At 52.3% G+C, this 23,045-nt stretch carries 35 protein-coding genes; 6 read left to right on the forward strand and 29 right to left on the reverse strand.

The window, feature by feature from the left end:
• The first annotated feature begins 16 nt into the window (after positions 1-16).
• From ACFVSO_RS07450 to ACFVSO_RS07465, 4 genes are all read left to right on the forward strand, one after another.
• The gene (locus ACFVSO_RS07450) at positions 17-214 is read left to right on the forward strand and encodes a type II toxin-antitoxin system HicA family toxin (RefSeq protein WP_387471742.1); all 198 of its coding nucleotides are present in this window, start codon (positions 17-19) and stop codon (positions 212-214) included.
• Between the two features lie 72 nt (positions 215-286).
• A complete protein-coding gene (locus ACFVSO_RS07455; RefSeq protein ID WP_387471744.1) occupies positions 287-742 on the forward strand; it encodes a type II toxin-antitoxin system HicB family antitoxin in 456 nt (151 codons plus the stop codon).
• 88 nt (positions 743-830) lie between these two features.
• Entirely contained in the window at positions 831-1,031 is a 201-nt protein-coding gene (locus ACFVSO_RS07460) for a hypothetical protein (protein WP_387471746.1), read from the forward strand.
• 254 nt (positions 1,032-1,285) lie between these two features.
• A complete protein-coding gene (locus tag ACFVSO_RS07465) occupies positions 1,286-1,612 on the forward strand; it encodes a YolD-like family protein (RefSeq protein ID WP_387471748.1) in 327 nt (108 codons plus the stop codon).
• 4 nt (positions 1,613-1,616) lie between these two features.
• Here ACFVSO_RS07465 and ACFVSO_RS07470 read toward each other — a convergent pair whose 3' ends face one another.
• From ACFVSO_RS07470 to dcm, 4 genes are all read right to left on the reverse strand, one after another.
• On the reverse strand, positions 1,617-2,465 hold the full coding sequence (locus ACFVSO_RS07470; protein ID WP_387471751.1) for an ATP-dependent DNA ligase: 849 nt from the start codon (positions 2,463-2,465) through the stop codon (positions 1,617-1,619).
• A gap of 62 nt (positions 2,466-2,527) precedes the next feature.
• Entirely contained in the window at positions 2,528-3,085 is a 558-nt protein-coding gene (locus ACFVSO_RS07475) for a hypothetical protein (protein ID WP_387471753.1), read from the reverse strand.
• On the reverse strand, positions 3,024-3,470 hold the full coding sequence (locus ACFVSO_RS07480; protein ID WP_387471755.1) for a sigma factor-like helix-turn-helix DNA-binding protein: 447 nt from the start codon (positions 3,468-3,470) through the stop codon (positions 3,024-3,026). Before ACFVSO_RS07480 ends, ACFVSO_RS07475 begins: the two co-directional genes overlap by 62 nt.
• A 1-nt stretch (position 3,471) precedes the next feature.
• Positions 3,472-4,911, reverse strand: coding sequence for a DNA (cytosine-5-)-methyltransferase (gene dcm, locus ACFVSO_RS07485; protein WP_387471757.1), 1,440 nt, complete (start codon positions 4,909-4,911; stop codon positions 3,472-3,474).
• Between the two features lie 51 nt (positions 4,912-4,962).
• Between dcm and ACFVSO_RS07490 the strand changes: the two genes are divergently transcribed.
• Both ACFVSO_RS07490 and ACFVSO_RS07495 read left to right on the forward strand, forming a co-directional pair.
• Positions 4,963-5,310, forward strand: coding sequence for a hypothetical protein (locus tag ACFVSO_RS07490; protein ID WP_387471760.1), 348 nt, complete (start codon positions 4,963-4,965; stop codon positions 5,308-5,310).
• Positions 5,310-5,582, forward strand: coding sequence for a hypothetical protein (locus tag ACFVSO_RS07495; protein ID WP_387471763.1), 273 nt, complete (start codon positions 5,310-5,312; stop codon positions 5,580-5,582). Before ACFVSO_RS07490 ends, ACFVSO_RS07495 begins: the two co-directional genes overlap by 1 nt.
• Here ACFVSO_RS07495 and ACFVSO_RS07500 read toward each other — a convergent pair.
• From ACFVSO_RS07500 to ACFVSO_RS07620, 25 genes are all read right to left on the reverse strand, one after another.
• Complete coding sequence (locus ACFVSO_RS07500) at positions 5,579-6,142, reverse strand: nucleoside/nucleotide kinase family protein (protein ID WP_387471765.1); 564 nt, start codon at positions 6,140-6,142, stop codon at positions 5,579-5,581. The two genes, ACFVSO_RS07495 and ACFVSO_RS07500, sit on opposite strands and share 4 nt — an antisense overlap.
• Positions 6,142-7,590, reverse strand: a complete 1,449-nt coding sequence (locus ACFVSO_RS07505; protein ID WP_387471767.1) for a hypothetical protein — start codon at positions 7,588-7,590, stop codon at positions 6,142-6,144. Before ACFVSO_RS07505 ends, ACFVSO_RS07500 begins: the two co-directional genes overlap by 1 nt.
• A 3-nt stretch (positions 7,591-7,593) precedes the next feature.
• Positions 7,594-7,986 (reverse strand): 3D domain-containing protein, encoded by a 393-nt coding sequence (locus ACFVSO_RS07510; protein WP_387471769.1) that lies wholly within the window; start codon positions 7,984-7,986, stop codon positions 7,594-7,596.
• A gap of 26 nt (positions 7,987-8,012) precedes the next feature.
• Entirely contained in the window at positions 8,013-8,561 is a 549-nt protein-coding gene (locus ACFVSO_RS07515) for a hypothetical protein (protein ID WP_387471771.1), read from the reverse strand.
• Positions 8,558-9,319: an FAD-dependent thymidylate synthase gene (gene thyX, locus ACFVSO_RS07520; RefSeq protein WP_387471773.1), complete on the reverse strand. Its 762-nt coding sequence runs from the start codon at positions 9,317-9,319 to the stop codon at positions 8,558-8,560. Before thyX ends, ACFVSO_RS07515 begins: the two co-directional genes overlap by 4 nt.
• Entirely contained in the window at positions 9,316-9,615 is a 300-nt protein-coding gene (locus ACFVSO_RS07525) for a hypothetical protein (protein ID WP_387471775.1), read from the reverse strand. Before ACFVSO_RS07525 ends, thyX begins: the two co-directional genes overlap by 4 nt.
• Positions 9,612-10,268, reverse strand: coding sequence for a dUTP diphosphatase (locus tag ACFVSO_RS07530; protein ID WP_387471777.1), 657 nt, complete (start codon positions 10,266-10,268; stop codon positions 9,612-9,614). Before ACFVSO_RS07530 ends, ACFVSO_RS07525 begins: the two co-directional genes overlap by 4 nt.
• On the reverse strand, positions 10,265-10,453 hold the full coding sequence (locus ACFVSO_RS07535) for a hypothetical protein (RefSeq protein ID WP_387471779.1): 189 nt from the start codon (positions 10,451-10,453) through the stop codon (positions 10,265-10,267). Before ACFVSO_RS07535 ends, ACFVSO_RS07530 begins: the two co-directional genes overlap by 4 nt.
• Complete coding sequence (locus tag ACFVSO_RS07540; protein WP_387471781.1) at positions 10,450-10,764, reverse strand: hypothetical protein; 315 nt, start codon at positions 10,762-10,764, stop codon at positions 10,450-10,452. Before ACFVSO_RS07540 ends, ACFVSO_RS07535 begins: the two co-directional genes overlap by 4 nt.
• Positions 10,764-11,099, reverse strand: coding sequence for a hypothetical protein (locus tag ACFVSO_RS07545; RefSeq protein WP_387471783.1), 336 nt, complete (start codon positions 11,097-11,099; stop codon positions 10,764-10,766). The genes ACFVSO_RS07540 and ACFVSO_RS07545 overlap by 1 nt, the downstream gene beginning before the upstream one ends.
• Before the next feature lie 141 nt (positions 11,100-11,240).
• Positions 11,241-12,215, reverse strand: a complete 975-nt coding sequence (gene nrdF, locus ACFVSO_RS07550; RefSeq protein ID WP_387471785.1) for a class 1b ribonucleoside-diphosphate reductase subunit beta — start codon at positions 12,213-12,215, stop codon at positions 11,241-11,243.
• A gap of 20 nt (positions 12,216-12,235) precedes the next feature.
• Positions 12,236-12,751: an HNH endonuclease gene (locus tag ACFVSO_RS07555; RefSeq protein ID WP_387471787.1), complete on the reverse strand. Its 516-nt coding sequence runs from the start codon at positions 12,749-12,751 to the stop codon at positions 12,236-12,238.
• Positions 12,739-14,796: a class 1b ribonucleoside-diphosphate reductase subunit alpha gene (gene nrdE, locus ACFVSO_RS07560; RefSeq protein ID WP_387471789.1), complete on the reverse strand. Its 2,058-nt coding sequence runs from the start codon at positions 14,794-14,796 to the stop codon at positions 12,739-12,741. The genes ACFVSO_RS07555 and nrdE overlap by 13 nt, the downstream gene beginning before the upstream one ends.
• An 11-nt stretch (positions 14,797-14,807) precedes the next feature.
• Positions 14,808-15,170, reverse strand: coding sequence for a class Ib ribonucleoside-diphosphate reductase assembly flavoprotein NrdI (gene nrdI / locus ACFVSO_RS07565; protein WP_387472850.1), 363 nt, complete (start codon positions 15,168-15,170; stop codon positions 14,808-14,810).
• A complete protein-coding gene (locus tag ACFVSO_RS07570) occupies positions 15,170-15,355 on the reverse strand; it encodes a hypothetical protein (protein WP_387471792.1) in 186 nt (61 codons plus the stop codon). Before ACFVSO_RS07570 ends, nrdI begins: the two co-directional genes overlap by 1 nt.
• On the reverse strand, positions 15,352-15,897 hold the full coding sequence (locus tag ACFVSO_RS07575; RefSeq protein WP_387472852.1) for a crossover junction endodeoxyribonuclease RuvC: 546 nt from the start codon (positions 15,895-15,897) through the stop codon (positions 15,352-15,354). Before ACFVSO_RS07575 ends, ACFVSO_RS07570 begins: the two co-directional genes overlap by 4 nt.
• The gene (locus tag ACFVSO_RS07580; RefSeq protein ID WP_387471794.1) at positions 15,845-16,096 is read right to left on the reverse strand and encodes a hypothetical protein; all 252 of its coding nucleotides are present in this window, start codon (positions 16,094-16,096) and stop codon (positions 15,845-15,847) included. Before ACFVSO_RS07580 ends, ACFVSO_RS07575 begins: the two co-directional genes overlap by 53 nt.
• Positions 16,093-16,968, reverse strand: a complete 876-nt coding sequence (locus tag ACFVSO_RS07585; RefSeq protein ID WP_387471796.1) for a hypothetical protein — start codon at positions 16,966-16,968, stop codon at positions 16,093-16,095. The genes ACFVSO_RS07580 and ACFVSO_RS07585 overlap by 4 nt, the downstream gene beginning before the upstream one ends.
• Positions 16,969-17,148: 180 nt before the next feature.
• Positions 17,149-18,072, reverse strand: a complete 924-nt coding sequence (locus ACFVSO_RS07590; RefSeq protein WP_387471798.1) for an RNA ligase family protein — start codon at positions 18,070-18,072, stop codon at positions 17,149-17,151.
• Entirely contained in the window at positions 18,072-18,368 is a 297-nt protein-coding gene (locus tag ACFVSO_RS07595; RefSeq protein WP_387471800.1) for a hypothetical protein, read from the reverse strand. The genes ACFVSO_RS07590 and ACFVSO_RS07595 overlap by 1 nt, the downstream gene beginning before the upstream one ends.
• Entirely contained in the window at positions 18,365-18,523 is a 159-nt protein-coding gene (locus ACFVSO_RS07600; protein WP_387471802.1) for a hypothetical protein, read from the reverse strand. The genes ACFVSO_RS07595 and ACFVSO_RS07600 overlap by 4 nt, the downstream gene beginning before the upstream one ends.
• Positions 18,523-20,712, reverse strand: a complete 2,190-nt coding sequence (locus ACFVSO_RS07605; RefSeq protein ID WP_387471804.1) for a DNA polymerase — start codon at positions 20,710-20,712, stop codon at positions 18,523-18,525. Before ACFVSO_RS07605 ends, ACFVSO_RS07600 begins: the two co-directional genes overlap by 1 nt.
• 23 nt (positions 20,713-20,735) lie before the next feature.
• Positions 20,736-22,349: a hypothetical protein gene (locus tag ACFVSO_RS07610; protein WP_387471806.1), complete on the reverse strand. Its 1,614-nt coding sequence runs from the start codon at positions 22,347-22,349 to the stop codon at positions 20,736-20,738.
• A 34-nt stretch (positions 22,350-22,383) separates the two neighbouring features.
• A complete protein-coding gene (locus tag ACFVSO_RS07615; protein WP_387471808.1) occupies positions 22,384-22,599 on the reverse strand; it encodes a hypothetical protein in 216 nt (71 codons plus the stop codon).
• The gene (locus ACFVSO_RS07620; protein ID WP_387471811.1) at positions 22,592-22,999 is read right to left on the reverse strand and encodes a hypothetical protein; all 408 of its coding nucleotides are present in this window, start codon (positions 22,997-22,999) and stop codon (positions 22,592-22,594) included. Before ACFVSO_RS07620 ends, ACFVSO_RS07615 begins: the two co-directional genes overlap by 8 nt.
• Positions 23,000-23,045 lie beyond the last annotated feature (46 nt).

A 23,045-nucleotide genomic window follows, 5' to 3' on the forward strand; every position in this document is an offset into this window, starting at 1 on the left:
GAATTACAATAACACGATGCAACTACGCGGGCAATCATCTAAGTCGTTAATAAAGTTAATTGAAGCGGATGGTTGGTTTCATGTACATACTAAAGGCGACCACTGGCAATTCAAACACCATACGAAACCAGGCCGAGTAACCATTCCGCACCCTGAGAAAGATTTACCAATTAAAACAATCGTAAGTATCCTAAAGCAGGCGGGGCTTAAATAGCCCTTCTTGCTGGATATTTAATCATAAAACGTAGATATAGTGGTTTACATTTGTAAGTAAGAGGTGAGACATTTGATTAAAGAAAAAAAGCGCGAGACTGCATTAAAGAATCGTTATATTTACCCCGCTATCTTCGACTACGCCGACGACGGCATCTCTGTGGAGTTTCCGGATTTGCCAGGCGCTATTACGTGCGGCGACACTGAGGAAGAGGCTTTACGTATGGCTCGCGAGTGTATGGCGCTGCATCTTTACGGAATGGAATGCGATAATGACGTCATTACGTCACCTTCTCGTGTAATTGACGTCAAAGCTGAGGATAACCAAGCGGTCGTACTCGTAGAAGTCTGGATGCCGCCATTTCGCGATGAGATGGCGCAGAAGGCCGTTAAAAAGACGCTAACGATCCCGAAGTGGCTCGACGATTTAGCCGCGGAACATAACGTTAACTACTCACGTATTTTGCAGGACGGGTTAAAATCGTATCTTGGTGTTGAGGACTCCGTAACGGAACGTAAAAAACAATAACGTATGGCCCGTCGTTTTGGCGGGCTTTTTTCGTCTCACGGAAGGGATACGGACGCACACGCCGAATAAGTCGTTGAGGTGATGAACTATGACGAAAATCTTCGGATTCCGCGAGCTCTCCTCCCCGATCCATCTCCATACAGCAGCGTTAGATAACGATATTATCCTCGCGTTCCAGAACGGCGAACTTATTGGAAGCGGACACATTGAAGAAATAACGGATACAACCGTTAAAATTGGCGGTGAAATCTTTCTTCGCGATAATTGTACGTTTGTATACGCAAAATAAAGGAGGGTTACGCGTATGGCGTGGCTTAACGTAGATACTGTTACGAAGACAGCGACAGCGCATAACGAAAATTGTTCGTTTATACATCGGGGTTTGTCGTCAAAGAAAGCAGCGTCATGGCAACAAACAAGCACCGTAGAGGAAGCGATTGAGTCCGCGCAAGCATTCACCGGGTATACTATCCGTATATGTAGCTTCTGCAACCGTTGACTAACGAACACACGTTCCCGTATAATGGCGTTGAGGTGATATCAATGACCACTCAGCGTAAGAAACTCGAAGGTAACGGTATGTGGGAATCGTCCCGCATGATGCTGCCGGAACATATAAAGCGCATTAACGAGTACAATAATGATATAAAAGCAAAAGATAAACCGATACTCTACGGCGATGAACTCGAAGTCATCTACCGTAAAATATCGGAGTCGTACGAAAACAAAACGGAAATTACGCTCGTCCTATTTGACCGATTCGAGGATACACGTGCCATTGGCGTGGTCGAACGTATTGATACAATTGGCCGCCGCGTACGTGTCGATGGCGAATGGTTCAGTATAACAGACGTAATCGGCGTAGAGTAATCGGTTAATTAACGAAACTCACGAACTCTGGCGTGCGTAACATTCCGCTCTTATAATAATTCCGGAATCGGACGCGCGCCTTAATACGCGGCTGTACATACACAAAATTCCGGTCCTCGCCCGTCACTAGCGGCTGGGCAACGTTATAAAACGCCTTCCGATGCGCCGCCGGGACCGCCAACTCGATAACGCCCGCTGGCCGTCCGTTTATATGCGCGAGCCAACCGAAATCACCTTTCCGCCAACCCGCAATAGTCACGTCCGCGTACTCGTAGTTGATTATCTTCAGCCAACTATCGGACCGCCGCCCGACGTACACGCTATCTCGCCGTTTCGCTACGATACCTTCAAGTCGGCGCGTCTTTACCGTATCAAAAAGCGCCCGGCCATCGCCTGGAACCGTCAACACGGCGGAATAATACGGATTCGGCGAAAGAATATCCGACAGTAACGCCAATCGGTCCGTCAGCGGCCATCCTCGTAATTCCTCTCCGTTATAACGCAGCACGTCGAACACATAATAATGCACCGGCATTATACGAGCTGCCGTGTTAATTCGTGCTTGCTTCGTAATCCGAAACCGCTCCATTATCGCTTCAAAGTCGATCCATCCCGTCTCGTCCATACGTGCGACTTCGCCGTCTAATACGACGTCAGCTCCGCCGCTCACCGGAACGTCGTGCAGCTCCGGGTATTGACGTGTGACGTCGTTATTATGCCGTGTATATAAACGTACTTGTCCGGCTGCCCGCGAAAGTATTAACCGGTGACCGTCAATCTTCGGCTGGAAAACGTAGCGATCATCGTCGAATGGAACTTCGCGTTTACCGAGTAACATCGGTTCGATAAACATAAAACCACCTCAATACGATTATAGCGCTAGGCTCAACCGTAAGGAGGCGGTAGTTATTGGTATCAATGTACGAGGCTTAATCGTTCGCGCCACGTTTGAGCAACCGTCGCTGCCGATACAAATTCCGTACTCCTCACGTTCAAGACCGGACCGGCTGCCGTATCCTTCCGATATTGTTCCGCTCGCGCCTTATTCCGGCCGTGCGCGTGCTTATCAACGTGCCAGTTTTCGTAATTTGTGCGGCGGCGTTTCGTTGGTCTGCGGTAATCGCGGCCGTCCGTTCCCGTCTCCTCGACCGCTTTCAGTCCGGTTTCGCGATCGCGGCGAAGATCGAGTTGCCATTCGGACATGAACGGATATTCCGTATTCGTAACTTTATCCGGATGCATATCCGTCAGCTCTTCGTCTAATATCGCGTCGGTCAAACGTTCCAGCAACGCTGGGTCCCGCTCGTCAACGTAGTCGTACGTAATTCGATCGATTAGCGCAATACGCTGCGTCCGGTCGGAGAGATCGTATTCGACTCCGTTATACGTAAACCGCAGCCCTTCGTCTTGTTTACGCTCCTTTACGTTCTGTTGTATCTCCGCTACAATCGCCGTCAATCGCTGCTTCGTCATCTGCTACGTCTCCTTCCAGTTGTACCGTAACCTCACCGTACTCCCAGCGTTTAAATACCGCTGCCACCCGCTCAGCCGCGCCGTCGACGAATGCTTTTACGCCTTGTTTCGTGCAGCCCATTATTTCGCCCGCCTTCTCCAACGTTGCATCCGCGCCGTATACCAACGCTACCGCCTCCGTTTGCCTATCCGTGAGCCCGGCGGAGTTGATCGCGGAGTGTAAATCGATCAAAATATCGGACGCGGCCGTATCGCCCTTATAACGTCGCGCCCCGATACGATGTCTATCGCGGAGCAACGCTTTAACACCCGCCGCCGTAGAAAGCGAATAGCTCTCCATATACTTTCGTGTATCTTTCGTCAAATCTACGTTAGTTCCGCCCATATTAAGCCGCCTCCTTTACGTTTATCGTGACGGGGAGTAACACTATCAGACGCTTGCCTATTGCGCTGATTACGTTAACCGTCACGGCGTTCCCCGCTTGCTTATAGCGTTGACTGTCCGAAACGCCTGCGAGTTTGACCGTTTCGTGCGAGCTATCGCTAAACCCCTGTAACCGCCAGCATTCGAGTGGCGTAAGTTTACGAATGCGGTAACGTGGCGTGCCTTCTACCGCTTGCGGAACCTTATCGAGGCGCGCTACCTGTAACGTACCTGTTTGATTATACTTAACGGTCGTACACGTCGAATGCGTCTTTTGAATTACGGTATACGGTTCTAGTACGTGCGTTCGCTGACTATGCTTATCCATTCCCTTCGTATAGTTAGCATCGACGGCGACCGAGACGCCCCCCATATTAAGCCGAAGTGTTCCGCGATCATTGACACAAGGTTCCGCAATCTTCTGCTCACGACCGCCGCCGCTTACTACCGTGATAGTAGGCGCTACTCCTTCGATCGAATACACACGGTTCATCTGGTCGTTTCCGTAGTGGTCGAGCGATCCGGCGATGATAGGGCTTTCGGTTATAAGCGATACCCCCTTACCGCCAAGACCGCCGGTCTGAGCCGCTAATGTCGCCCCAACACCATCAACGTTATAAACGCGATTGCCTTGGACGTTTTCACCAACGTAACCGACTTGTCGCAAATCTTCACGTCCGCTCAATTGCGTCACTAGTTTCGCCGTCTTCTCATCGCTCAAATAGTACTTTTCGTCAACGTTCGTCTCCAGCACGTCACGTAATCGGCTCGTTACGGCTCCGTCCGTCGGCCACTCGAAGTTAAACGTCCGAACGCCAGCTTCCGTCGCCCTACGTTTCGCCTTCGTTACAACGTCGTTCGATTTCGATAGCACCCACGGATCAAGCGCGGCTTCACGGCTGGCTACGATAAAGATACGCTCGCGATTCTGCGGAACTCCGTAGTGCTTCGAATTAAGTACGTGGAAGTCGATCGCGTAGCCAATATCGTTAAGCGCGGCGCACATCGTATCGAACGTTTGGCCGCCGTCGTGCGACAGTAGCCCCTTAACGTTCTCCAGCAGTATTAGCCGCGGTTTCTTAACGTTCGCAATCCGCGCAATCTCGAAAAACAACGTACCTCGCGTATCTTCGAACCCCTTACGCTGACCTGCGACCGAGAACGCCTGGCACGGAAAGCCGCCGACCAGTACGTCGTGGTCCGGAATATCACCCGCGTCAATTGCCGTAATATCTCCGTGTAACTCGGATGTCTCGCCGTACAAGGCACGATATGCTTTCGTTGCGAACGGATCAATTTCGGAGGCGAATACGCACTCGCCGCCCAACGTGCCCAACGCCTGTCTAAATCCGCCAATCCCTGCAAACAGTTCGATATACTTAAACGAAATAGTAACCGCCATCCTTTCGTGATATAATCGTTCTAATCTCGTTACATAATCGGAGGATTCCGTATGGATCAATTTAATATCGAAGAAGTCCCGCTCGTTAGCCTATATATCGCAACCGATTCGCAAAAGCGGCTCCGGCTCTCAACCGATATCGTAGAAATGTTCGAACTGTCCGCTGGTAACCGTGTCGCGCTCGGATACGATTCGGAGCAGCGTGCTATCGCCGTCAAGCGGGCCGCCAATCCGAAGGACCCGACGGCCGCTAACGTTGATAAGCGCGGGTACATATCGGCCAGCCGCTTTTATAAACGTGTCCGACTCGAAGCAAAGGCGGGTCGTTACGTGTTCGCGGCGGAACAAGACGGTTGGCTCGTATTTGTTAGCGAGGACACATTTCAGGAGGTAAAATAGTGTTTAGCGCTATAGCAGTATGGGTGATAAGCCCAAGTGCACTTATTGTTGCACCGTTTGTAATATATTTTTTGGTCCCTAAAGCTCGCCGATTTATATTTTTATTTATGGTATTTATCTATACCCCCTTGTTCATAACAGCGTTGTATTTCTTGGCAAAATGGTTTGGGAAATACGCCACAGTCCCGCTTATTTTTATTGCCGGTATGCTTATGATGAAGCTAGCTGATTGGATAGATAAGAAAAGAGATAAAGAAGTTAAGTCCGATTAACGACGATATTCGGAAGCTATTACGTCCATAATCGCGTCAACCTTCGCATATAACTCGTCGAGCGTCCCGTCGTTAATGCTTTCGTAATCAACGTCGAAGCTATCAACGTACTGTTCCGTCTCATGCGTCAGGTCGCCGTAATCGAACACGTCGCCGCCCGCAGCCGCCCGTTGAATACGGAGCCCGGACGGAGCTTTTACGCGGATGATTACGAAACCTTCCGCGCGGCACCGGTGATACTCGTTCGGCTGACGTAGGTCGGTTATAACGTAAGGACCGCCGTCTTCGTCCCACGCAATCTTATCGAAACATTGCCGCGCCCATACGTCCGGATCGTAATACCGCAACGCCTGCCCTACGCCTTGTAATAGCGCGCGGGGCTTTACGTCGTTCCCGGCCTCGTCCGTAAATTGATCCGGATATAACCGTCTGCATACGTCCTTGATTCCGTCGCCGAACGCGAACCTGGCATAACCGTACCGCTGACAAAGACGATTGCCTATTTCGTCCTTGCCGCTACGGAGATGTCCGGTTAATGCGATGTTTGGCAGCGGGGTCATTACGCGGCCTCCAAATCGACAACGTTGACGAATTGATCGTAACCGATCATCGACCGTCTCGGTTCGAGAGTTTTGATTCCTTTTACAAGGTAATCTCCGCATTTGTCCGGACCGCTCACAATTTTGCCTACGTCATCAATGTTGAAGAAATGGTACCTAATGTCCGAACTATTTCCGATAATCCTAACGCGTGAGCCGACGGAGAATGAGCGTTTAGTTGACGCCACCTCCGCTTCAGCACCGTCTCGGCTGTCATCGATGATATGGCAATACTCCGTTAATCTATTCGCATAGTAAACTCCGTTACAGAACGATTTTGTTGCGTGTGAGTAAAAGCTGTAGCGCTTTCCGTCAACCTTCGTTAATCTATAGCGGAGTCCGCCGCGCCACTCAATTTCATCCCCAACGCGCGGTTCCGTCGGCTGCGGCGCATTCACGTATTCGGACGGAATTGGCAACGCCAACGCTCGGCGGAGTGCGATCGCCTTTCCGATGTGAACGTTGAAGCAGTCGTCCGGCGCGGCCTTTGCGATACCACGCGCCCTAACTTCGTCTGGCGATACGAACGCACGGCGTACTAACGCGACTACCGTTCGTTTTTCGCGATTAATAACGAAGTCTACCGTTACGAACCCAACGCCGTCCATGTACGTGTATTTTCCATCTCTCGCCGATAGCAATTCCGTAACGTCAGCCTTCGCACGCTCAACGGCTGCGTTACGAATGTCGATTCGGCATAATTCGGACTTGGCTGGTTTCGATCCGTACCTCCCAACGCCGACGGCCCGTTCCAACCGGTCGATATCGGCCGTTACGCCTTCTTCGATAAGTACGATATTTTCCGCATTCACACGAACCGCCGTCTCCAACTTCGTCACGCGATCGGACAGCTTATCGATTTGACGTTGCAGTACGAGTAGTTTCGCATCTGAAGCTGCCGGGCAATCGGATTCTGCTTCGATCACGAAAGACTTCGGCTTATCTCCGAAAAACTGTAGACGTAAGGCGTCGCAATCATCGTTGAAGCCAGGCTCACCCTCGTAATCAAGGTAAGTAATAATATACGGCTTCCCAGCGGTGATACGCTTTTTACCCGCAGTGTACCAATCCGCAACGAATATGATTCGATCGCCTTTCGCAGCCTTACGGTCAACCATCCGGAATCTACTTCCGTCGATGCGGACGATATCGGTCGGCTCGAGGACTACGTATTCTTCGTGAAATAGAGGCATGTAGTCGCCCTTGTCGAGATAATAAGCGCGCACGCCGCTACCATCGTCTGCAATACTCCTTACGATTCCTACCGTCCCTTTCTTGTACGTACCGATAACAACCTTCACAACTTTAACGCGCTCACCAACTTTCGCCTTACGTTTAACCTCGCGATACTCCCGTTCAACTCCGCCCATCGTTTCGTCCTTAATTACCGTTACGTTTTCGCTATTCATTCGCTATTCCTCCGATACTATTCGTATTTGTACCGCCTGCCGCCCGAACTCGATAGCCTCGTCATACGTCGCCATTAATACGTCAATTTTCCGTCCTTTTATCGCGCCGCCGATGTCTGCCGCAACCCCGGTTATTACTTCGCAGGAATCTCCGTTGCCTATTCGGATTTCCAACTTTGAGCCTAACGGAATCTCGGCCGGATCGACCGCTACAATGCGCTTTCCACTGTCGTCTGTTTGCGTGTGTCGGACGTCCAGTCCCGTTTTCGTGATACCGGAGCAACCCCGGCAGCGGGCCGTATATGCCGTAGCTTCAAACGCTAGCCACTCCGCCTCTACTTCCGCAACAGCCTCCGGCTCCGCGACCGGATTAGCCGATAATAACGCGGCCGCCAACGCTAGTAACGCGTAGATGACGTTAATTAGGCGGCAGCTCCTGGAAACGCTTCGGCAAGCTGACGGTCGACTTCGGCGATGAGGTGAGCGCGGGCGGAATCGTACGTGACAATTTCGAGACTATCGAGATCAAATCGATCGTAGTCGGAGCCGTCGAGTAACTCGGCTTTATACGGATAATCTTCGTAGTCTTCGTCGACCTCCGTAACCTTTACGAACGTGCCAACGGGAATATCTTCGTGATAACCGGAATTGCGTACGATGGCGACTGAACCGACGGTCTCGTCGCGCAGCTTCGTTTCCAATTCGGCAACTTTTGCGCGTGCTTCCGCCAATTGCTGCGCTGTCGACTTCGTACTAGCACCAAGTTCCTCGTCGATAACTTCGTATTCACTGTGACCCAAGTAAACCTCTCGCTCTGGGTCTCCGTCCGGCCAGATGCACGGCTCACCGTCACTCAATAAGCATTTCACTTCGTAAACATCTCCGTTTTGGTATCCGTAATCCTCTAACGAACCCCGTTCAGCGTTTACAATTCGTACTTTGTCGCCACGTTTTGTGGGTCTCTTGATCATTCCGAAACCTCCTCGAAAAATTTAGTAGTCCAAGCGTCAACTCTTGTTACCTCTTCGCGCAGCCGCTCCGCTAAGTCCGCGATTTCCCACTGCGCCCCGTTTCCCGCCCGTCGCTTACCGTAAAATTCGAGCAGCGCCCGGAGATTAACGGTCATTACGATATTGCAGGCGGCAGCATTCGGTAGGACGTAACGGGCATCTTCGGCTGGAACGCCATATTCGCGCAGCGTATCGTATACGTCCTGTAAGAAGTTTGCCGCGTACGCATACTCCCGCATGGCATCGACGTTTCCGGCAATAGAAGGCGGCAGTACCGGTTCATAGCCACCGGACTTATCGCCGCTACCGAACCGTACGTACCGCTGCGACTGTACGGAGAAGCTGAATCCGATCCGATGCCGTGTGAGCTGCGCCAGCAACGAGCGGGATACGCCTTCGGCCGCGAACGTGTACGTGATATGTTCGAGCGTTGACGTGTGTCCAGACCGCGAAATGTGACGGAACAACCGATCGGATTCCGTACCTTCGCCGCCGTCAGCCGCAGCTTGTCCGAAGTATTTAGCGCCCTCGGCCGGAATGATCTCCGTCGGCTTCAGCGGAGAGTAGCACGTTCGGATGGCGGTAAGGGCGACGGCTGCGCGTTCATTATCGTAAACAGTCTTCGGCGGAATTACGCTCAAATGCTGCTCCGCTTCGTAATCCAACGCGGCGCGGAAGTTTTCGGATAATGCCGTATGTGCGATTAGCTTTACGTTCAATTTGCGTCCTCCTTTAGTGTGAACGTCGCGTATCGATCGTACGCTGAGTCGCCGCCAAATCCGAAAAATCCGGAAAGCTGCGTTTGGGATTTCGTAACGACCGTACCCTGCGTCAAGTTCTCCGCCGTAAATGCCGACGCATATACTCCGCCGCCAGACGCGCCAGCCATCGCCTTCATTACGGTGCTAAATCGGATGTGTTCGCCTGGCCGCCATTCCTTCAGCGTTTCTGCCGCTGTCTTACGGTTAACACTAACGATCTTGTACGTTGGGCTTACGAGTTGAATACGGTTCATTCGGCTTCCTCCTTAGCTGCTGTAACGTACGGTGATAGCCTCGTTTCCAGTCTAGCGTGTACCTCCGCCTCACTCATCGACATAATTTCCCTTACGTCATACCCAAGCGTAACGAGACAATCACGCTCAGTTAACGAGATGCCGCTACTACTAAATCCGCCGCATCCTCGTCCCGTCTTCGCCAATTCTTCGTCAGTCTCAACGAACTTAACACGCGGAACCGGGACGATGACGGCCTGGGCGATACGATCGCTGCTACGGATTTTATACGTAGGCTGACGTGCTGTTAACGCGAGTTCCGCAGTACCGTCTAAACAAACGTGTACCGCACGGTGCGGATGGACTTCGTGAGGCTCCGCAATGTTATCGATAATCACCACGACTTCCCCGCGATAATCTGAGTCCACAGTGCCAGGAGCGTTGGCGACGCGTAGCTTCGTATTCAACGATATACCCGATCGCGGCCGTATCTGCATTTCGTAGCCCGGCGGAATCTCGACCGCGAATCCCAGCGGAACTTTCTTCGTTTCGCCCGGCCCGATTATCGTGTCCTCGGCCGCGTAGAGATCGAACGCGGCGGCTCCGTCGGTTGCGTACGTTGGGATGCGGCCGGTTGGCGATAGCGGACGGATTTTTACGGGTACGCTCTTCACTCATAATCCGTCCTTTCGAGTAAAATACGTTCGATCTTCGTCATAGCGGAATCAGCAATACGCCACTGTTCTGCAAGGTCGCTGTCTTCGATTGCGTTTGCGCTTATTCCGTGCCGAATTGCATAGCCCATTCCATCGTTTATCACGACGTCTGCTACTGTTTGCGTGCTGATTTTACCACTCATTCCGCTACCTCCGCTTCGTAGTGAACGATAGTTTTACGCCATATCGGAATCCCAATCAGCTTGTACGTGGTCACTTCGCGATTAGCGAAATCGCTGACCGGTACCAGTACAACATATTCTCGACGAGTCGCAAAGAACCGCCCACTAACAGAGGTATTCGAATCAAACCACGCGTCACCATCCGCGCCTACTTCGACGACCTTTTTTACGTCGCCATTCCGATAGTGGCCGAAGTGCAATTGTGCGTTAACGATTCTAATCCGTTCGCCGACGTGGGCTTTCCGCTTAACCTCACGATATTTCCGTTTCATTACTCCGCCGCCTCCCTTTCCGTAATTACGTAAATTTGTCCGCGCTGCTCTACGATTTCCCACCGTGCCGCATCGATAACATGGCCGGGCTGTACGGTGACTTCGTACTGCACCGGGTCATCCGCGTTCGCAAACGCGATGAACGCAATTAAAAGGAGAAGCAGTCCGAAAAATCCTACTGCGCCTTCTTCTGAAATCAAACTCACAATTAGTAGCGCCAACCCAAGTACACCAAGGATGATGCCTAAACTGATCAACCCTCCATCTGTACCTCCACTACCGTTCACGCTAAGTACGTTAAAACCCTCAACAACTACGTCCTTTCCCTCGTTCATTTAACCGCCTCCTTTTCGGAGGGACACGTCACTCTTCTGTCCCTCACGTACATAGTCGTATGATTTAGTCATCTCGCACACTTTCGCACGAAATTTCGCTGCTCATATTTATAACCGCTGGCGCTCAACTCTCCGCACACTTTACGGACGATTCTCGAAAATAAAATCGTCATCCGACATCTTCTCGATATTGAGCGCCATAACGTAACCGTCGCCCTTTTTACTGAAGAAATCGTGCTGATGCGTCCCAGTCGATAGCCCATTCGCCACGATCGCGCTAAACGGTTCCGGCGTAAACACCGCCTCTAGTCCGAGGTTCATAAGCGCCTTATTCGCGTTGTATTCGATAAAACGGACTACGTCGTCGGCCAGCTCGATTTCGTCGTAGATTTCGCGCGTATACTCGACTTCGTTATCGTATAAGTCCGTCAGTAGCAACTCCGTTTCCTGGGCGGCCCGTTCGCGCTCGGCTTCCGTAAGTTTCGCCCGGAGTTCCTGCGCCACGACGCCGACAAAGACGCCATGAATCGCTTCGTCCAGCATAATTTTACGGATGACTTCGCCGGATGTGGTCATGCGGCCTTGTCCCGCTTGATATAACGGGTAGTAGAATCCGCTATAGAACAGGAACGATTCGAGGAACACCGAAGCCACGCACGCCATGTAGCGCTCGTATACGGTCGCTTCCGGCTTCAGCAACGCACGATAATAGCGGCCGATCCGTTCGGCTTTATATGTTAGATTCCGCTGGCTCGGTACCCACTCGTCGAGTAAATACGCCGAGTCCTCCGACGTGGTCAGCGTTGCAAATATGGACGAATACGACTTAGCGTGAATTTCTTCCATCATCGCCATAAAACGCATAACTGCCTTCTTGCGGCCGTCTTCCATATGGCGTGCGATAGACGGCATGCCTTCGTCTGCCTGCTGCGTGTCAAGACCGGTTAGCCCGGCGAGAATACGTTTGTATGCGGTTCGTTCCGCAGACGTCAGACTATACCAATCCGCCTTGTCTTCGGATATCGGAAACTCTTCGTCGGTCCAAAATTGCATAACGTTCTGATTCCAGAAGACGTTGACATAATCTTCCGGTACGTTCCAGTTAACAGCTTTCAATTAAAAACCTCCATATTAACTTAGTTGTTGGAGTGTGTCATAAGTCTTGCTCGTACCTCTCTAGCTACGGCCTCGGCCTCTTCTAAGGTATTGTAGTAGCCTTGCGACTTGTGCAGGACCTGAACCACCCATTTATTCTTTGATGCAACGAACCACACGCCTCGAACGCCTGATCGACTGTTTCTTTGTGCGCCTCTTCGATTCTGCCGATTTTCTCTACCGGTACAGACTCGTAAGTTGGCCGCACGATTGTCTAAAGTATCATGATTTCTATGGTCAACCTCTTTACCTGGCGGTGCATTAGTTAAAAACCTGTGTAAATATGCACGGCCTATTCTCACGTAAAACGAATTGTCTCTCTTTGTTACGCTTAATCTTCTACCGTCTTTAATGATCATCTCTAGTCCATCTAAATCAGTCACTACTTTGAATAGTCCGTGCGTTGCGTGTTTCACCGTAAATATGGCGCGGTCCTCCATTACCTCGTACGAATAACTGAAGCTACGCCTATTTATTCGTCTCCTTACACCTGGCATGCGGTGCACTCCTCGACGGACAGGCGCTTCGTCCTCGTATAGTAAAGGCTTTTTAGCCCGCGATAATGCGCGTACGCATACAACCGGCCAAGCGTCCGTGTGCTGATGTCCGAATTAACGTGCAGTATCGTCGATATGCCTTGATCGATATGTGGTTGAATCTCCGCTATCAAATCGATTAACGCAAACTGGTCGATATTGTACGCGGATTTGTAGTAGAAGAAGTTGTCCGGAGATAGGTACGGCATCGGATAGTACGTAGTGGCATTCGCATATGTCCGCGTCTCGATGTGTTCTACGATCGGCATAACGGAGCTGGTCGCGTTCTGGATGTACGAAATGGATTGCGTCGGGGCGATCGCGAGCCGGTACGCATGGTATAGTCCGTATACTTTCGTCGCGTCACGTAATCCAACCCACATACTACGTCGCGGCAGCGGAATACCTTCGAACAACTTCGCTACCTTTTCCGTACGCGGCGAGAAGTCCTCCGCTAAGTAACGCTCGAAATACGATCCATCCGCATAATCCGAACGCTCGAAGCCCTCAAACGTAACGCCGCGCTCCTTCGCAATCTGCATCGAACGTTCTATCGAGTAATAATTCATCGCCGCGAAGAACGTCCGGCAGAAATCGCGAGCCTCTTCGGACTCGTACGGTATCTTATTCTTCGCTAGGAATCCGTTAAGGTTCATTACGCCGAGCCCTACGGAATGCAACTCAGCATTCGCTTTCTGTACGCCCGGCGCGTTCGGAATACGAGACTTGTCCGATACGACCGTCAGCGCGTCCATGCCTTCGTGTACCGACTCGCGCAGCTTGCCGGATTCCATTACGTTAACGATGTTCAGCGACGCCAGATTACACGAGATGTCGCGGCGGTAGATGGTGCCTTCTTCGCCCAAGTCCGCAATGTCAGACGTCTCCTGCAACTGAAAAATCTCCGTGCAGAGATTCGACATTTTAACGTTGCCGATGCCGCCGAGCGCGTGCTGCTTATTCGCATTATCGACGTTGCAGATATACGGATAACCCGATTGGAGCTGCGTAATAGCGATCCGCTCCAACATATCGCGGGCCGGTCCGAGACTACGTTTCTTAACGGCCGGATTTGCCGCCAGCTCGTCGTACATCTCCGTCATATCCATATCGTCGAGATGACGTCCGTACGCCTTGAACACGGAGTGCGGTCCGAATACATACAGCGGTTGATTGTCGGCGGCCAGTGCGTAAAACTTCGACGGAATGATTAGACCGATCGATAACGTTTTGATCCGGACTTTTTCGTCGGCGTTAATCTTTTTGCAGTCCAGGAACTCGACAACGTCCCATCCGAAAATGTTGTAGTACGCAGCGCCGGACCCTTTCCGTTGTCCCATCTGATCGGCGTAAGAAAACGCGTCCTCCATCAGTTTCATAACGGGCTGCACGCCTTTTGCCGCGCCTTCTACGCCTTTGATCGGCTCGCCCCGGCCCCGTAGTTTCGATAGATTAACCGCTACGCCGCCGCCAATCTTCGAAAGCTGCATACACGTTGTAAGTACGTAGTTAATCGAGTTTAACGAATCGTCCATTTCGAGTAGGAAGCACGATACGAGTTCGCCACGTTTCGCGCGGCCAGCGTTCATAAACGTCGGCGTTGCGGGCTGTAACCGTTGCTCCATCATCGCGCGGGCGAACCGTTCGGCAGCTTCGTAATTACCTTCGCCGAGGTATAGCGCCACGATTGCGGCATGCTGCTCGTAGTCTTCGAGATATTCCGTCTTGTCGTCCGTCTTCAGCGCGTAGTCCTTATAAAACTTGGACGCGGCCATGTACGAAGCGAACCGGAAGAGATACGAATAGCAAATGCGATGGATGCGAGCGATATCCTCCATGTCATATTGCGCAAAAGCATCGTAGTAATATCCGTTCTCTACAAGCCAGCGGAATCGGTCCGGGCTACTCTTGAAGCGTTTGGTCTTCACGTCCACCTCCGCCATGAACGCGTCAATTGCCGCCTGGTCACGGTCGAGCCGATACCATCCGGACTCGTCACGCTGCATAATTTCGTTGTTTAGTTCGATATGATTCGTAATGATTCCGTCGCCTCCTTAAACTTTCGTACATCCTCGTCCGTCCCCGATAGTTCAAACCGGAGTAGCAACGGCACGCCGTATTCCTCCGCTATTTTCTCGCCAGCCGCGCCGTAATTCCGACCCCAGTTCGCGTTACCACTTACCGCCACGCCCCGCAGATCACCGGCATTGTATCGGATAAACTCGTCAACGGCCGCCGGAACTTGCCCGAAGCCGGTCGTCGGCGTAACGATAACGTAAGGCTCGTCAATTACTGTATATGGATTCGTTAGCTCCCGGTATGGGAGGCCCGCCCGCTGAACGAACCTCCTAACGTTACCAGTGAGCGAATAGTAAACGATTAGAACGAGAAGTCACCTCCGTTTCGGCTTCGTTCATATTCGGCTATCTGTACGTCAAGTTGCGCCAGCTTCGCCCGCTTTTCGGATAGCCACGTTTCCTGCCGCTCGATCTGATAACGCAGCTCATCGCGTTGGCGGAGCAATGACGCATATAAGCGGTCGGTTATCGCTGTCGGCGTTGTCATACGTCAATCAGTCCCTTTTCGATAAGGTACGTTAACACAATCGCGGACGCATCCGATTCGTCGTCCGTAGCGAACACGTAATCATCGCTGAGCCGTAGTATCCGCCGCACGCCCGCAGCTACTTCGTCTTTATCCGCCTTGCCGTGACCGCCTACGATCAACTTTACGGTGCTAGCGTTAACCTCGTCTGTAACCCGTAGCCCGCACCGTTGCAGACCCGTATCGACGGCCGCCCACGCGCCGAATATCACCTGACCCTGCCGCTTGCTCGCCGGGCGCTTATAGTCCTCGCGCACGACCGCAGCCGGGTCCGGATATTGGCTGACGAACGTGACCGTACCGGCTTCAACGAGACTATAACGCAGGCCATCGGACTGCTTCGCATCGGTCGGAACGGCTGCCGTTTTGATCAGCGTGGGCTTTCGGTTGCGGACGGAGATGGCTGCGTAACCTGGCGAGGATAACGAGATGTCGAGTCCAACGTAAATATCAATTTCCGGTTTCTTCGCCGTGGGATTCCGCCTCCTTTTTCCACGCCTGATATGCGTCTAGGAACGTAGGATACTTACCGTTAAGCCCGGCTGCGCCTGACGTAATCCACATCGACTGGCCGCAGGGTCCTCGTGGAATACATTTTCGCTGCTCCGACGACAACCAGCCGAGAAAGTCGTCAAAACCTCCGCCAAACCATGCGTCACCCACCCAAACTCCGACGCGGAACATTTCGTCAGTCTTCGTCATGCCGCTGCAACGCCTCCTCTCAACGCCTTAATATCCGCCAGCGCGTCCGAATATTGTCGCTTAACGAAGTCCTTCAGTCCGGAACGTTGGACCGCCGCAACCTGTCGTTCAATCTGCGTCACTTCCTCGTCAGACAGTCCGGTCGCGCACGCCGTCTTAAAGTTGTTGAACGTCCATTTGCCGACATCAAGCGCCGGAGCTTCGGACAACTCGGCGGCCGTCACGATCGCGGCGAAACGGTCCAGCACGGCATTCCGCATCGCATCCGTGATCTTAACGCAATGAACGGCAATGTCCGGATTCTTAGCGTAATCCTCCGGTGTCATCTCCCACGCCTTCTTAGACGCGTTGACGTAGAGGATAACGTAGTAATCGAGCGGGCGGCCGTCTTCGCTGTACATCAACGAGTAACATACCGTCTGCGCGACGTGATCCTCTTTCGGACCGTTCCGCTGGCTAAACTCGGACGTTTGCGCCGACGTCGTTTGCTTCGATTTAATTTCGAGGCCGACACGGAGCTGCTCGCCATCTTTGGACACGTACGTCATAATTCCGTCGCCGGTCCCGAATAGAGAGAACGTTTTGCCGTTATGCGTCAACATTCGGTTAACCTTCGCGAAGTCTTCGTACATTGGCTCACCCAGCGCGTTCCGTTCGAATCGGAAACGTCCGCCACTCATATGCTTCTCCGCGAAGAGTAACGAACGTTGCATCGCGTCGCCTATCGCAGTTCCGATCGTTGTCCACCGGCCTTGATGCGGCGGCGTATCCGTCTTGTCCTTTTTCGCGCCGCGCAGCTTTTCGTACAATGAGCGTGGATCGGCGTTAGCGGACGACGGACTGAAATACGGAACGCCCCGCGCGGGCCACACCTTACGTTGCCTATTTGTAAGTATGTCCGCGTACCAGCGGTGGATTTGCGCGTCCAGGGCGTCGTCGTACACTTCCGGCGCGGCGAACCATTTATCGAGATGCGTGCGGAAGTTGGCCGCGATTTCTTGCGTCAGGTCTGGCGCTGCTGCTTCGTAACCGATTCGTGTAAAATGCGTTATTTATACCGCCTCCTTTTCGCTAATAACCGCTTTGACTAGCATTGGTAATATCTTTCCAATCGCTCGTCTGATCGCTTTCTCTTCATGACTAACAGGAAGCTCGGCCGCCTCTTCCTTCAATAAATCGTCGTAGGCTCGCGGTCCCAACTCGCGAAGAATGACACCCATATCTTCGAGCCCGAACGCTTCTGGAATCACCGTTTCGTCAACGAGTTTGTGCGTCAGCTTATCGACACGGCCTTGCGTCAAATATGTCTTCACGAACGTAGTTTCTGGCGTTTCGGTGTTCGGATCGCGCGGAGCCTTCTGCGGTTGCATCTCGCGGAACGAATCGGATACAAGCTTAACGAAGGTTTGACGGCCGAATCGGTCACGGAAGTTGACGTTCTTAACTACGATGCCCTCACCGCCATCTGCCGCCGAAGCAATTGCGGACCGGCCTACAAGTGACGTCAGATGCTCGAAAGATACGTAAGGGCCTGCGTATAAGATTGGTGCGACCGCGAGTCCAAGACGGGCAGCTTCCGCGATAACGAAGTCCGTCGGCGCGTAGCACCCGTCCTCTTCGTTATAAATGTCAAATAAGTAGAAAGTTCCGGCGTGCTGGCCGTAATCAACCTTGTGTTTAACGAGCCACTCCCCGTAATAAATCGTGTCAGGTAACAGGTTTGTCCGATCGAGTTGTTGCGTCCACTCGTAAAACCCGCGCAGATTGTTCTCCGGTGAGAGTCGTGTGTTGCGCGAGTATGCTACCACCCCTTCGACAAAAGCATCCACGGGAAGCCCCGAACCATCGCGAAATGATGCATTAGCCCCGTCCAGCTTTTCGAAAACGGTGATATACGAACCTTCTACGACTACGCCCGCCGAATCACGGTGTCCGAGCCGAATAATATCGGTATATTTACGTTGTTCTACGCTCACTAAACCGCCTCCCAACGTGTGACTTCGATTGTACGCGTAACCTTCGTTACCTCTGTAATGTCGGCGTTACCCCAATCGTCATACTCCCAATCGGAAAAGTACGAACCGGACCGCGTAATCGTACCGCTATAGAAACGCTCGCCGTCGGTGAATACGACTCCAAGCGTTTGATACTTCACGCCCGCGCCGTCCCACTCGCCTTCCTCGACGGTCGAATACGTAACTCCGCCGATTTCCAACTCGTCTTCACGCCATAAATCGATAAGTTCTCGTTGCGTCATCATAACCTTGCTCATACGTTCGCACGCTCCTTCGACTTCGTTACTTCCTCGTCAATTATTCGTTGTATCTCGCGGCCAGGTACGTTGCTGAAGCGTGGGTAAACGGTCAACGCGTCCCAACCGCTGCTCGCGACATATTCACGGATTGTTGAACGGAGTTCTTCGTCCATTACGCAGCACGCTCCTTCGCGTTGAACCATTCGTCCACCGACATTCCTTCGCCCCATCTACGCATTACCTCGATATCCGTACCATTTTTAACGTCACCCCACGCATAGGACTCCGTCATGAGTTTACGGATTACCTCGATATCGTTCCGCGTAAAATCTTCCGGTATCTCGAAAAGCAGCTCGTCATGAACCGATCCCCACAGACGCCAGCCGTCACGCGACTTACAGTAATCGTCCGCCTCATTCATCGTTACTTTCGTTTGGATTGACGAAGATCCTTGTACGCGGGCATTTGTTGCCTGGCGCATCGCCCGGTTCTTTTTACGGAAGGTATCGCGGTCGCCCCACTTGGCGCGGATTGTAGCGTCAGGTAAACGCCGTTTCCGCTGCTCGCGATCCATCCATACGAATCCGTGCTTTTCCGCAAACCGTTCGTTACTTTTGATCCAGTCGCGTAGAACCGGTAAGCTATCGAAGAGCTCCGTCATGAATTTAGCGGCTTCGTCCGGAGTCGTTCCGAGCTGCTCCGCCATCGTATACTTTGATGTGCCGTATAGCGCCGCCAGCCACGCGACCTTCATCATTTTACGTTCCTTCGTATCGGAGCCGTCCGGGTTCTTGTTAACTTGTTCGTACGGCTTACCCGTAAAACGCACGGCAAGCATCGCATACGGGTCGAGTCCCTTTTCGAACGCCTCTACTAACGCTGGCTCGCCGCTCAAATACGCTACGCACCGAATCTCCTGCGCTTTGAAGTCCGCACCGACGATAACCTTGCCGGGAGGTGCCACGAACATCCTACGGGCCTCATACGGCTGATTCTGCACGTTAAACTGTTGCGAACTACCGGAGTCTTCATCCTTACCGGAGCTGAATCGTCCCGTAACGGTTCCCATTGGATTGAATCGCGAGTGCCAGCGACCGGTCGTCGGATTCTGTTTCGTCGGTAGTGTATCGATATACGTTCCGGACAGCTTCGTTATCTTGCGATATTCGAGCAACTTCGCAATGACTTCGTGCTGCCCGGCGAGCGGTTTTAGTGTTTTCTTAGCATCGAGATTCGGTAGCTCCTCGCCAATTGCGGAGGAAAGCGCGGGCTTAAGCTGCTGGTTTGAATTAAGATTAAGCGGCTCGTCTCCGGTGTGATGCGGAGAAAGCGCGGCAAATAATTCCGTGTGTAACCGTTTGGCCTGCTCCTGTAGGGAACGTCCATACTCTGCCGCAAAGTCGAGGTCGAGTATATATCCGTTAGATTCTAAGTCCACGATGACGTACAGCAACGGAACCTCTACCGTTTGGTAGTATTCGAGAATAGACGGTAGCTTAACGAAATGCCTGCGCTGGAATTGATACAGCTTCCACGTCAAGTCCGTATCCTTCGCGGCATATACGAGCGCAATGTCTAGCGGAATCATGTTGAACTTCGCCGCCTTGCCGAACAGCGAGTCGAAGGTATCGGAAGGAACCGCCAAGTATTTCGTAGCTAAATCTTTTAAGCGGAATGACTCCTCGTTTTCGTTAAGGGCGTGCATTGCCGTCATCGTATCCCACGTCACGCCGCGAAGATCGGAGCCGTGCCGTCTGAACATCGCAATGTCGAATATGGCGTTGTGCAGTACCTTACCGATGCTGGTATCGTACAAAAACGGCCGCAGCGCGGACAATGCGTAATTGCGGTCGAGCTGCGGACCTTCGTCGTGTGCAACCGGAATATATACGTGTACATCGGCCACCGGCAATGTCAGCGAAATACCGACGATCACATCCGTATACACGTCAACGCCCGTCGTCTCCGTATCTACCGCAACTATCGTTTCGTCACGTAGTAACTCGACGATCCACGCCAGCGCCTCCGCCGTAGTAATCAAAAGGTAATTGACCGGCATCTCCTCGACCATTTTGCGCAACGTTTCCGCACGATTCAACTCATGCAATTCCGCCCATAACCGGAGCGCCTCCGCCTTACTGAACCGTTTGGCAGCGAGAGAGGGGACTCTGCCTATAAGCCCCTCCGCCATTGCCACACGGACCGCTCGTAGCCTTTCAGCGTCAGTGTCCGTGTTCTTCATCGATAGAATCCGTTGCCAAGCGGCATCTATCGTTTCCGGCTCCGCAGCTTGCCGACGTTTGACCGCAGACTTCACGGCTTCCTTCGTTACCGCTTCGTCTGTAATACTCGGACTCCGCACGTTTAACGTAACTTTGATTTCGATTACGCAGCATCTCCTTTCGCGTCAAAACGTTGCTCTACCGGTGTTACGAGTTTGACCGAGTGTAGGTAGGACTTACCGTTAGCTTTAACGTATACCAACTCGTAATCGTCCGAATCTGCGGTTACAATACCGACAGTTCCGATACGGTGTCCGGAGCAAGAATCGATACACTCAACGACATCGCCCGTCTTATACTCGCCGACTTTACGTCCGATTGCGGCCCATTTCAGACGTTCGGCTTCAGCCTTAACGTCATCCTCCGATACAATGACAAATTCGCTAGTTAGTCCGTTCCAGCCGCGTTGATTCGGAAAGTCTACCGTTACTCCGTTTCCGTCGACGTATCGAATTTTGCCAACGTTCCCATTTTTAACGCTGCCCCAACCATAACGAGGACTCTCGCCTTCTGGAATTGAAAGTTTAACAGTGTCACCTACTTTTAATGATGGTGCTGCTTTCTTTTCCGCCTTTTTCCGGTAAAGCGTAAAGTCCTCGCCGCACGTGTCGTAGCTGTCGCCTTCGTCGTCCACGATTTGCGCGTCTCCGCAACTATCTACGCTCTCTACCGTATAAAGCCTGCCGAGGGACACGAATGATCCGGGCAGCTCATCAAATACGATGATGTCGCCAATTTTCGAACCGGCGGAATTTCGCTTACCGACGATTTCGTAGTCCAGTAATGCGACTTCAGTATCGCTAAGTTTACGGAGCGCGTCAGCATTAGCGAATCCGGCGTGACTTCCGTCTTCTTTCGTAAGTGTTAGACCGCAGCGGCCGCGCGGTCCGTACAACGTTACCTTTACGACGCGACCTCTTGTGCGAATAGCTACAGGGTCCGCATTTTTATCCGTCGGGTTAACGATCTCCGCCCAATCTCCGTCTTTGAAGTCGCCAATTTTTACGGAGTATTTAGCCTGGTGAACTTCCTCGTTGGTTGCCGGTACAAGACGCGCTGCCATCGACCATCCGGTCTCGCCGTTATCTACGCGTTTTACAGAGTAGGGGATGTCCGAATAATCGTCTTTTATGATTTCTACGATAGTATTGATTCGCGCCCAATCCGCTGTCGACCCGTCGATTACACTTACGTTAACTACCTTGGCATATTCGCCGACTTTGAGGCGGGCAGGCTTCGGTATCTGTGCGTCAAACTCCGCTTTAGTTGCCGGTTCCAGTTCGGAGATAAACGCAAGCCCGACGTTCTCTCCGTTAATATCTTCGCATTGATACGGTGCTTTCGGCTCATCAGGGTCATCACGTACGATTTTTACGACACTTCCGATTTGGTCCGAAATGCGACCAGTTGCAGACGAAGTTACACGGCCGTAGTCGCCGACAGTCAGACGCTTCGGCTCCGTAACCTTTTCATAGACTTCGTATTTGCTCAAATTACGATTACGTAGGTCTCCGTCGTTGTCGTTAAACTCGATGCGGTCACCGTAGGAAGCAGTTACTCTATAAAACGCACCTTGCGTAATATCGGTACTGGATTCTCGCGCCCTTACGATATCGCCCGTCTGCGCTTTACGGTCAACCTTACGATACCTCACCGTAGCACCATCTTGACGCACCTCTACGAAAGTACCTTCGCTAACAACGTTCAATTTCGCCATTTATACATCGCTCCTATTCGGCCTTATCGGCTGTTTATTCGATCGTCAAATCTCGTTTGATTACGCCAGCTCCGTCGTACGCTCGTAAAGCTGCATATTCGGCCGCACACGCTTGACCGTAATTATCGTGTACGAATCCGGTTCCTACGTCGCTATCGATTCGCTTAACCTCGTCGCCTTCGTAAATCTCGCCCAGGCAATGCACGCACTCCGCAACGACTGCCGCCTCCGCTGGATCGCGTCTAGGCAACGGCTTCGACCGGTTCCGTTCGAGCTTCGGTTAACGTCCTAAACGCGGTTCGGTCCAACGCGATAGGCAGCTCGACCCAGCGGTTACTTCCGTCAGCTTCCCGCGCCCAATACTCCGTTAACAGCCGGTTCTCAAACATGTAAATGCGGGGAATCTCGCCGTCGACAGCCCATACGCCAACGAAATAGTCAGCCTCGGAATAGTCGTACGCCGTCCCGTTACCTTTACGCGCATACACTACGAGATCGCCGCGCCGGTCGTCCCGCTGCTTAATCGTCTTAACCTGGATACGGGCGTGTTCGCCGGATACCGGATCGGTCGCTAGGATGTCGTATGCCTCTTCGGTATCAGACGTATGAACCCGCCAGCCATTGGCGAGTAGCGCCGCCCTTGCGATCAACTCCGAATACTTGCCGGTAATTTCCGTTATATGTGCGATAAATTAC

It is taken from the genome of Paenibacillus sp. NPDC057967, from assembly GCF_042887015.1.
Classification (GTDB): domain Bacteria; phylum Bacillota; class Bacilli; order Paenibacillales; family Paenibacillaceae; genus Pristimantibacillus.

Bases quoted from the DNA above. Each gene is read 5' to 3' on its own strand.
- ACFVSO_RS07450 (WP_387471742.1), top strand. From the start codon at position 17: ATGCAACTACGCGGGCAATCATCTAAGTCGTTAATAAAGTTAATTGAA.
- ACFVSO_RS07460 (WP_387471746.1), top strand. From the start codon at position 831: ATGACGAAAATCTTCGGATTCCGCGAGCTCTCCTCCCCGATCCATCTC.
- ACFVSO_RS07465 (WP_387471748.1), top strand. From the start codon at position 1,286: ATGACCACTCAGCGTAAGAAACTCGAAGGTAACGGTATGTGGGAATCG.
- ACFVSO_RS07470 (WP_387471751.1), bottom strand. From the start codon at position 2,465: ATGTTTATCGAACCGATGTTACTCGGTAAACGCGAAGTTCCATTCGAC.
- ACFVSO_RS07475 (WP_387471753.1), bottom strand. From the start codon at position 3,085: ATGACGAAGCAGCGATTGACGGCGATTGTAGCGGAGATACAACAGAAC.
- ACFVSO_RS07480 (WP_387471755.1), bottom strand. From the start codon at position 3,470: ATGGGCGGAACTAACGTAGATTTGACGAAAGATACACGAAAGTATATG.
- dcm (WP_387471757.1), bottom strand. From the start codon at position 4,911: ATGGCGGTTACTATTTCGTTTAAGTATATCGAACTGTTTGCAGGGATT.
- ACFVSO_RS07490 (WP_387471760.1), top strand. From the start codon at position 4,963: ATGGATCAATTTAATATCGAAGAAGTCCCGCTCGTTAGCCTATATATC.
- ACFVSO_RS07500 (WP_387471765.1), bottom strand. From the start codon at position 6,142: ATGACCCCGCTGCCAAACATCGCATTAACCGGACATCTCCGTAGCGGC.
- ACFVSO_RS07505 (WP_387471767.1), bottom strand. From the start codon at position 7,590: ATGAATAGCGAAAACGTAACGGTAATTAAGGACGAAACGATGGGCGGA.
- ACFVSO_RS07515 (WP_387471771.1), bottom strand. From the start codon at position 8,561: ATGATCAAGAGACCCACAAAACGTGGCGACAAAGTACGAATTGTAAAC.
- ACFVSO_RS07525 (WP_387471775.1), bottom strand. From the start codon at position 9,615: ATGAACCGTATTCAACTCGTAAGCCCAACGTACAAGATCGTTAGTGTT.
- ACFVSO_RS07535 (WP_387471779.1), bottom strand. From the start codon at position 10,453: ATGAGTGGTAAAATCAGCACGCAAACAGTAGCAGACGTCGTGATAAAC.
- ACFVSO_RS07540 (WP_387471781.1), bottom strand. From the start codon at position 10,764: ATGAAACGGAAATATCGTGAGGTTAAGCGGAAAGCCCACGTCGGCGAA.
- ACFVSO_RS07545 (WP_387471783.1), bottom strand. From the start codon at position 11,099: ATGAACGAGGGAAAGGACGTAGTTGTTGAGGGTTTTAACGTACTTAGC.
- ACFVSO_RS07555 (WP_387471787.1), bottom strand. From the start codon at position 12,751: ATGCCAGGTGTAAGGAGACGAATAAATAGGCGTAGCTTCAGTTATTCG.
- nrdE (WP_387471789.1), bottom strand. From the start codon at position 14,796: ATGCAGCGTGACGAGTCCGGATGGTATCGGCTCGACCGTGACCAGGCG.
- ACFVSO_RS07570 (WP_387471792.1), bottom strand. From the start codon at position 15,355: ATGACAACGCCGACAGCGATAACCGACCGCTTATATGCGTCATTGCTC.
- ACFVSO_RS07580 (WP_387471794.1), bottom strand. From the start codon at position 16,096: ATGACGAAGACTGACGAAATGTTCCGCGTCGGAGTTTGGGTGGGTGAC.
- ACFVSO_RS07595 (WP_387471800.1), bottom strand. From the start codon at position 18,368: ATGAGCAAGGTTATGATGACGCAACGAGAACTTATCGATTTATGGCGT.
- ACFVSO_RS07600 (WP_387471802.1), bottom strand. From the start codon at position 18,523: ATGGACGAAGAACTCCGTTCAACAATCCGTGAATATGTCGCGAGCAGC.
- ACFVSO_RS07610 (WP_387471806.1), bottom strand. From the start codon at position 22,349: ATGGCGAAATTGAACGTTGTTAGCGAAGGTACTTTCGTAGAGGTGCGT.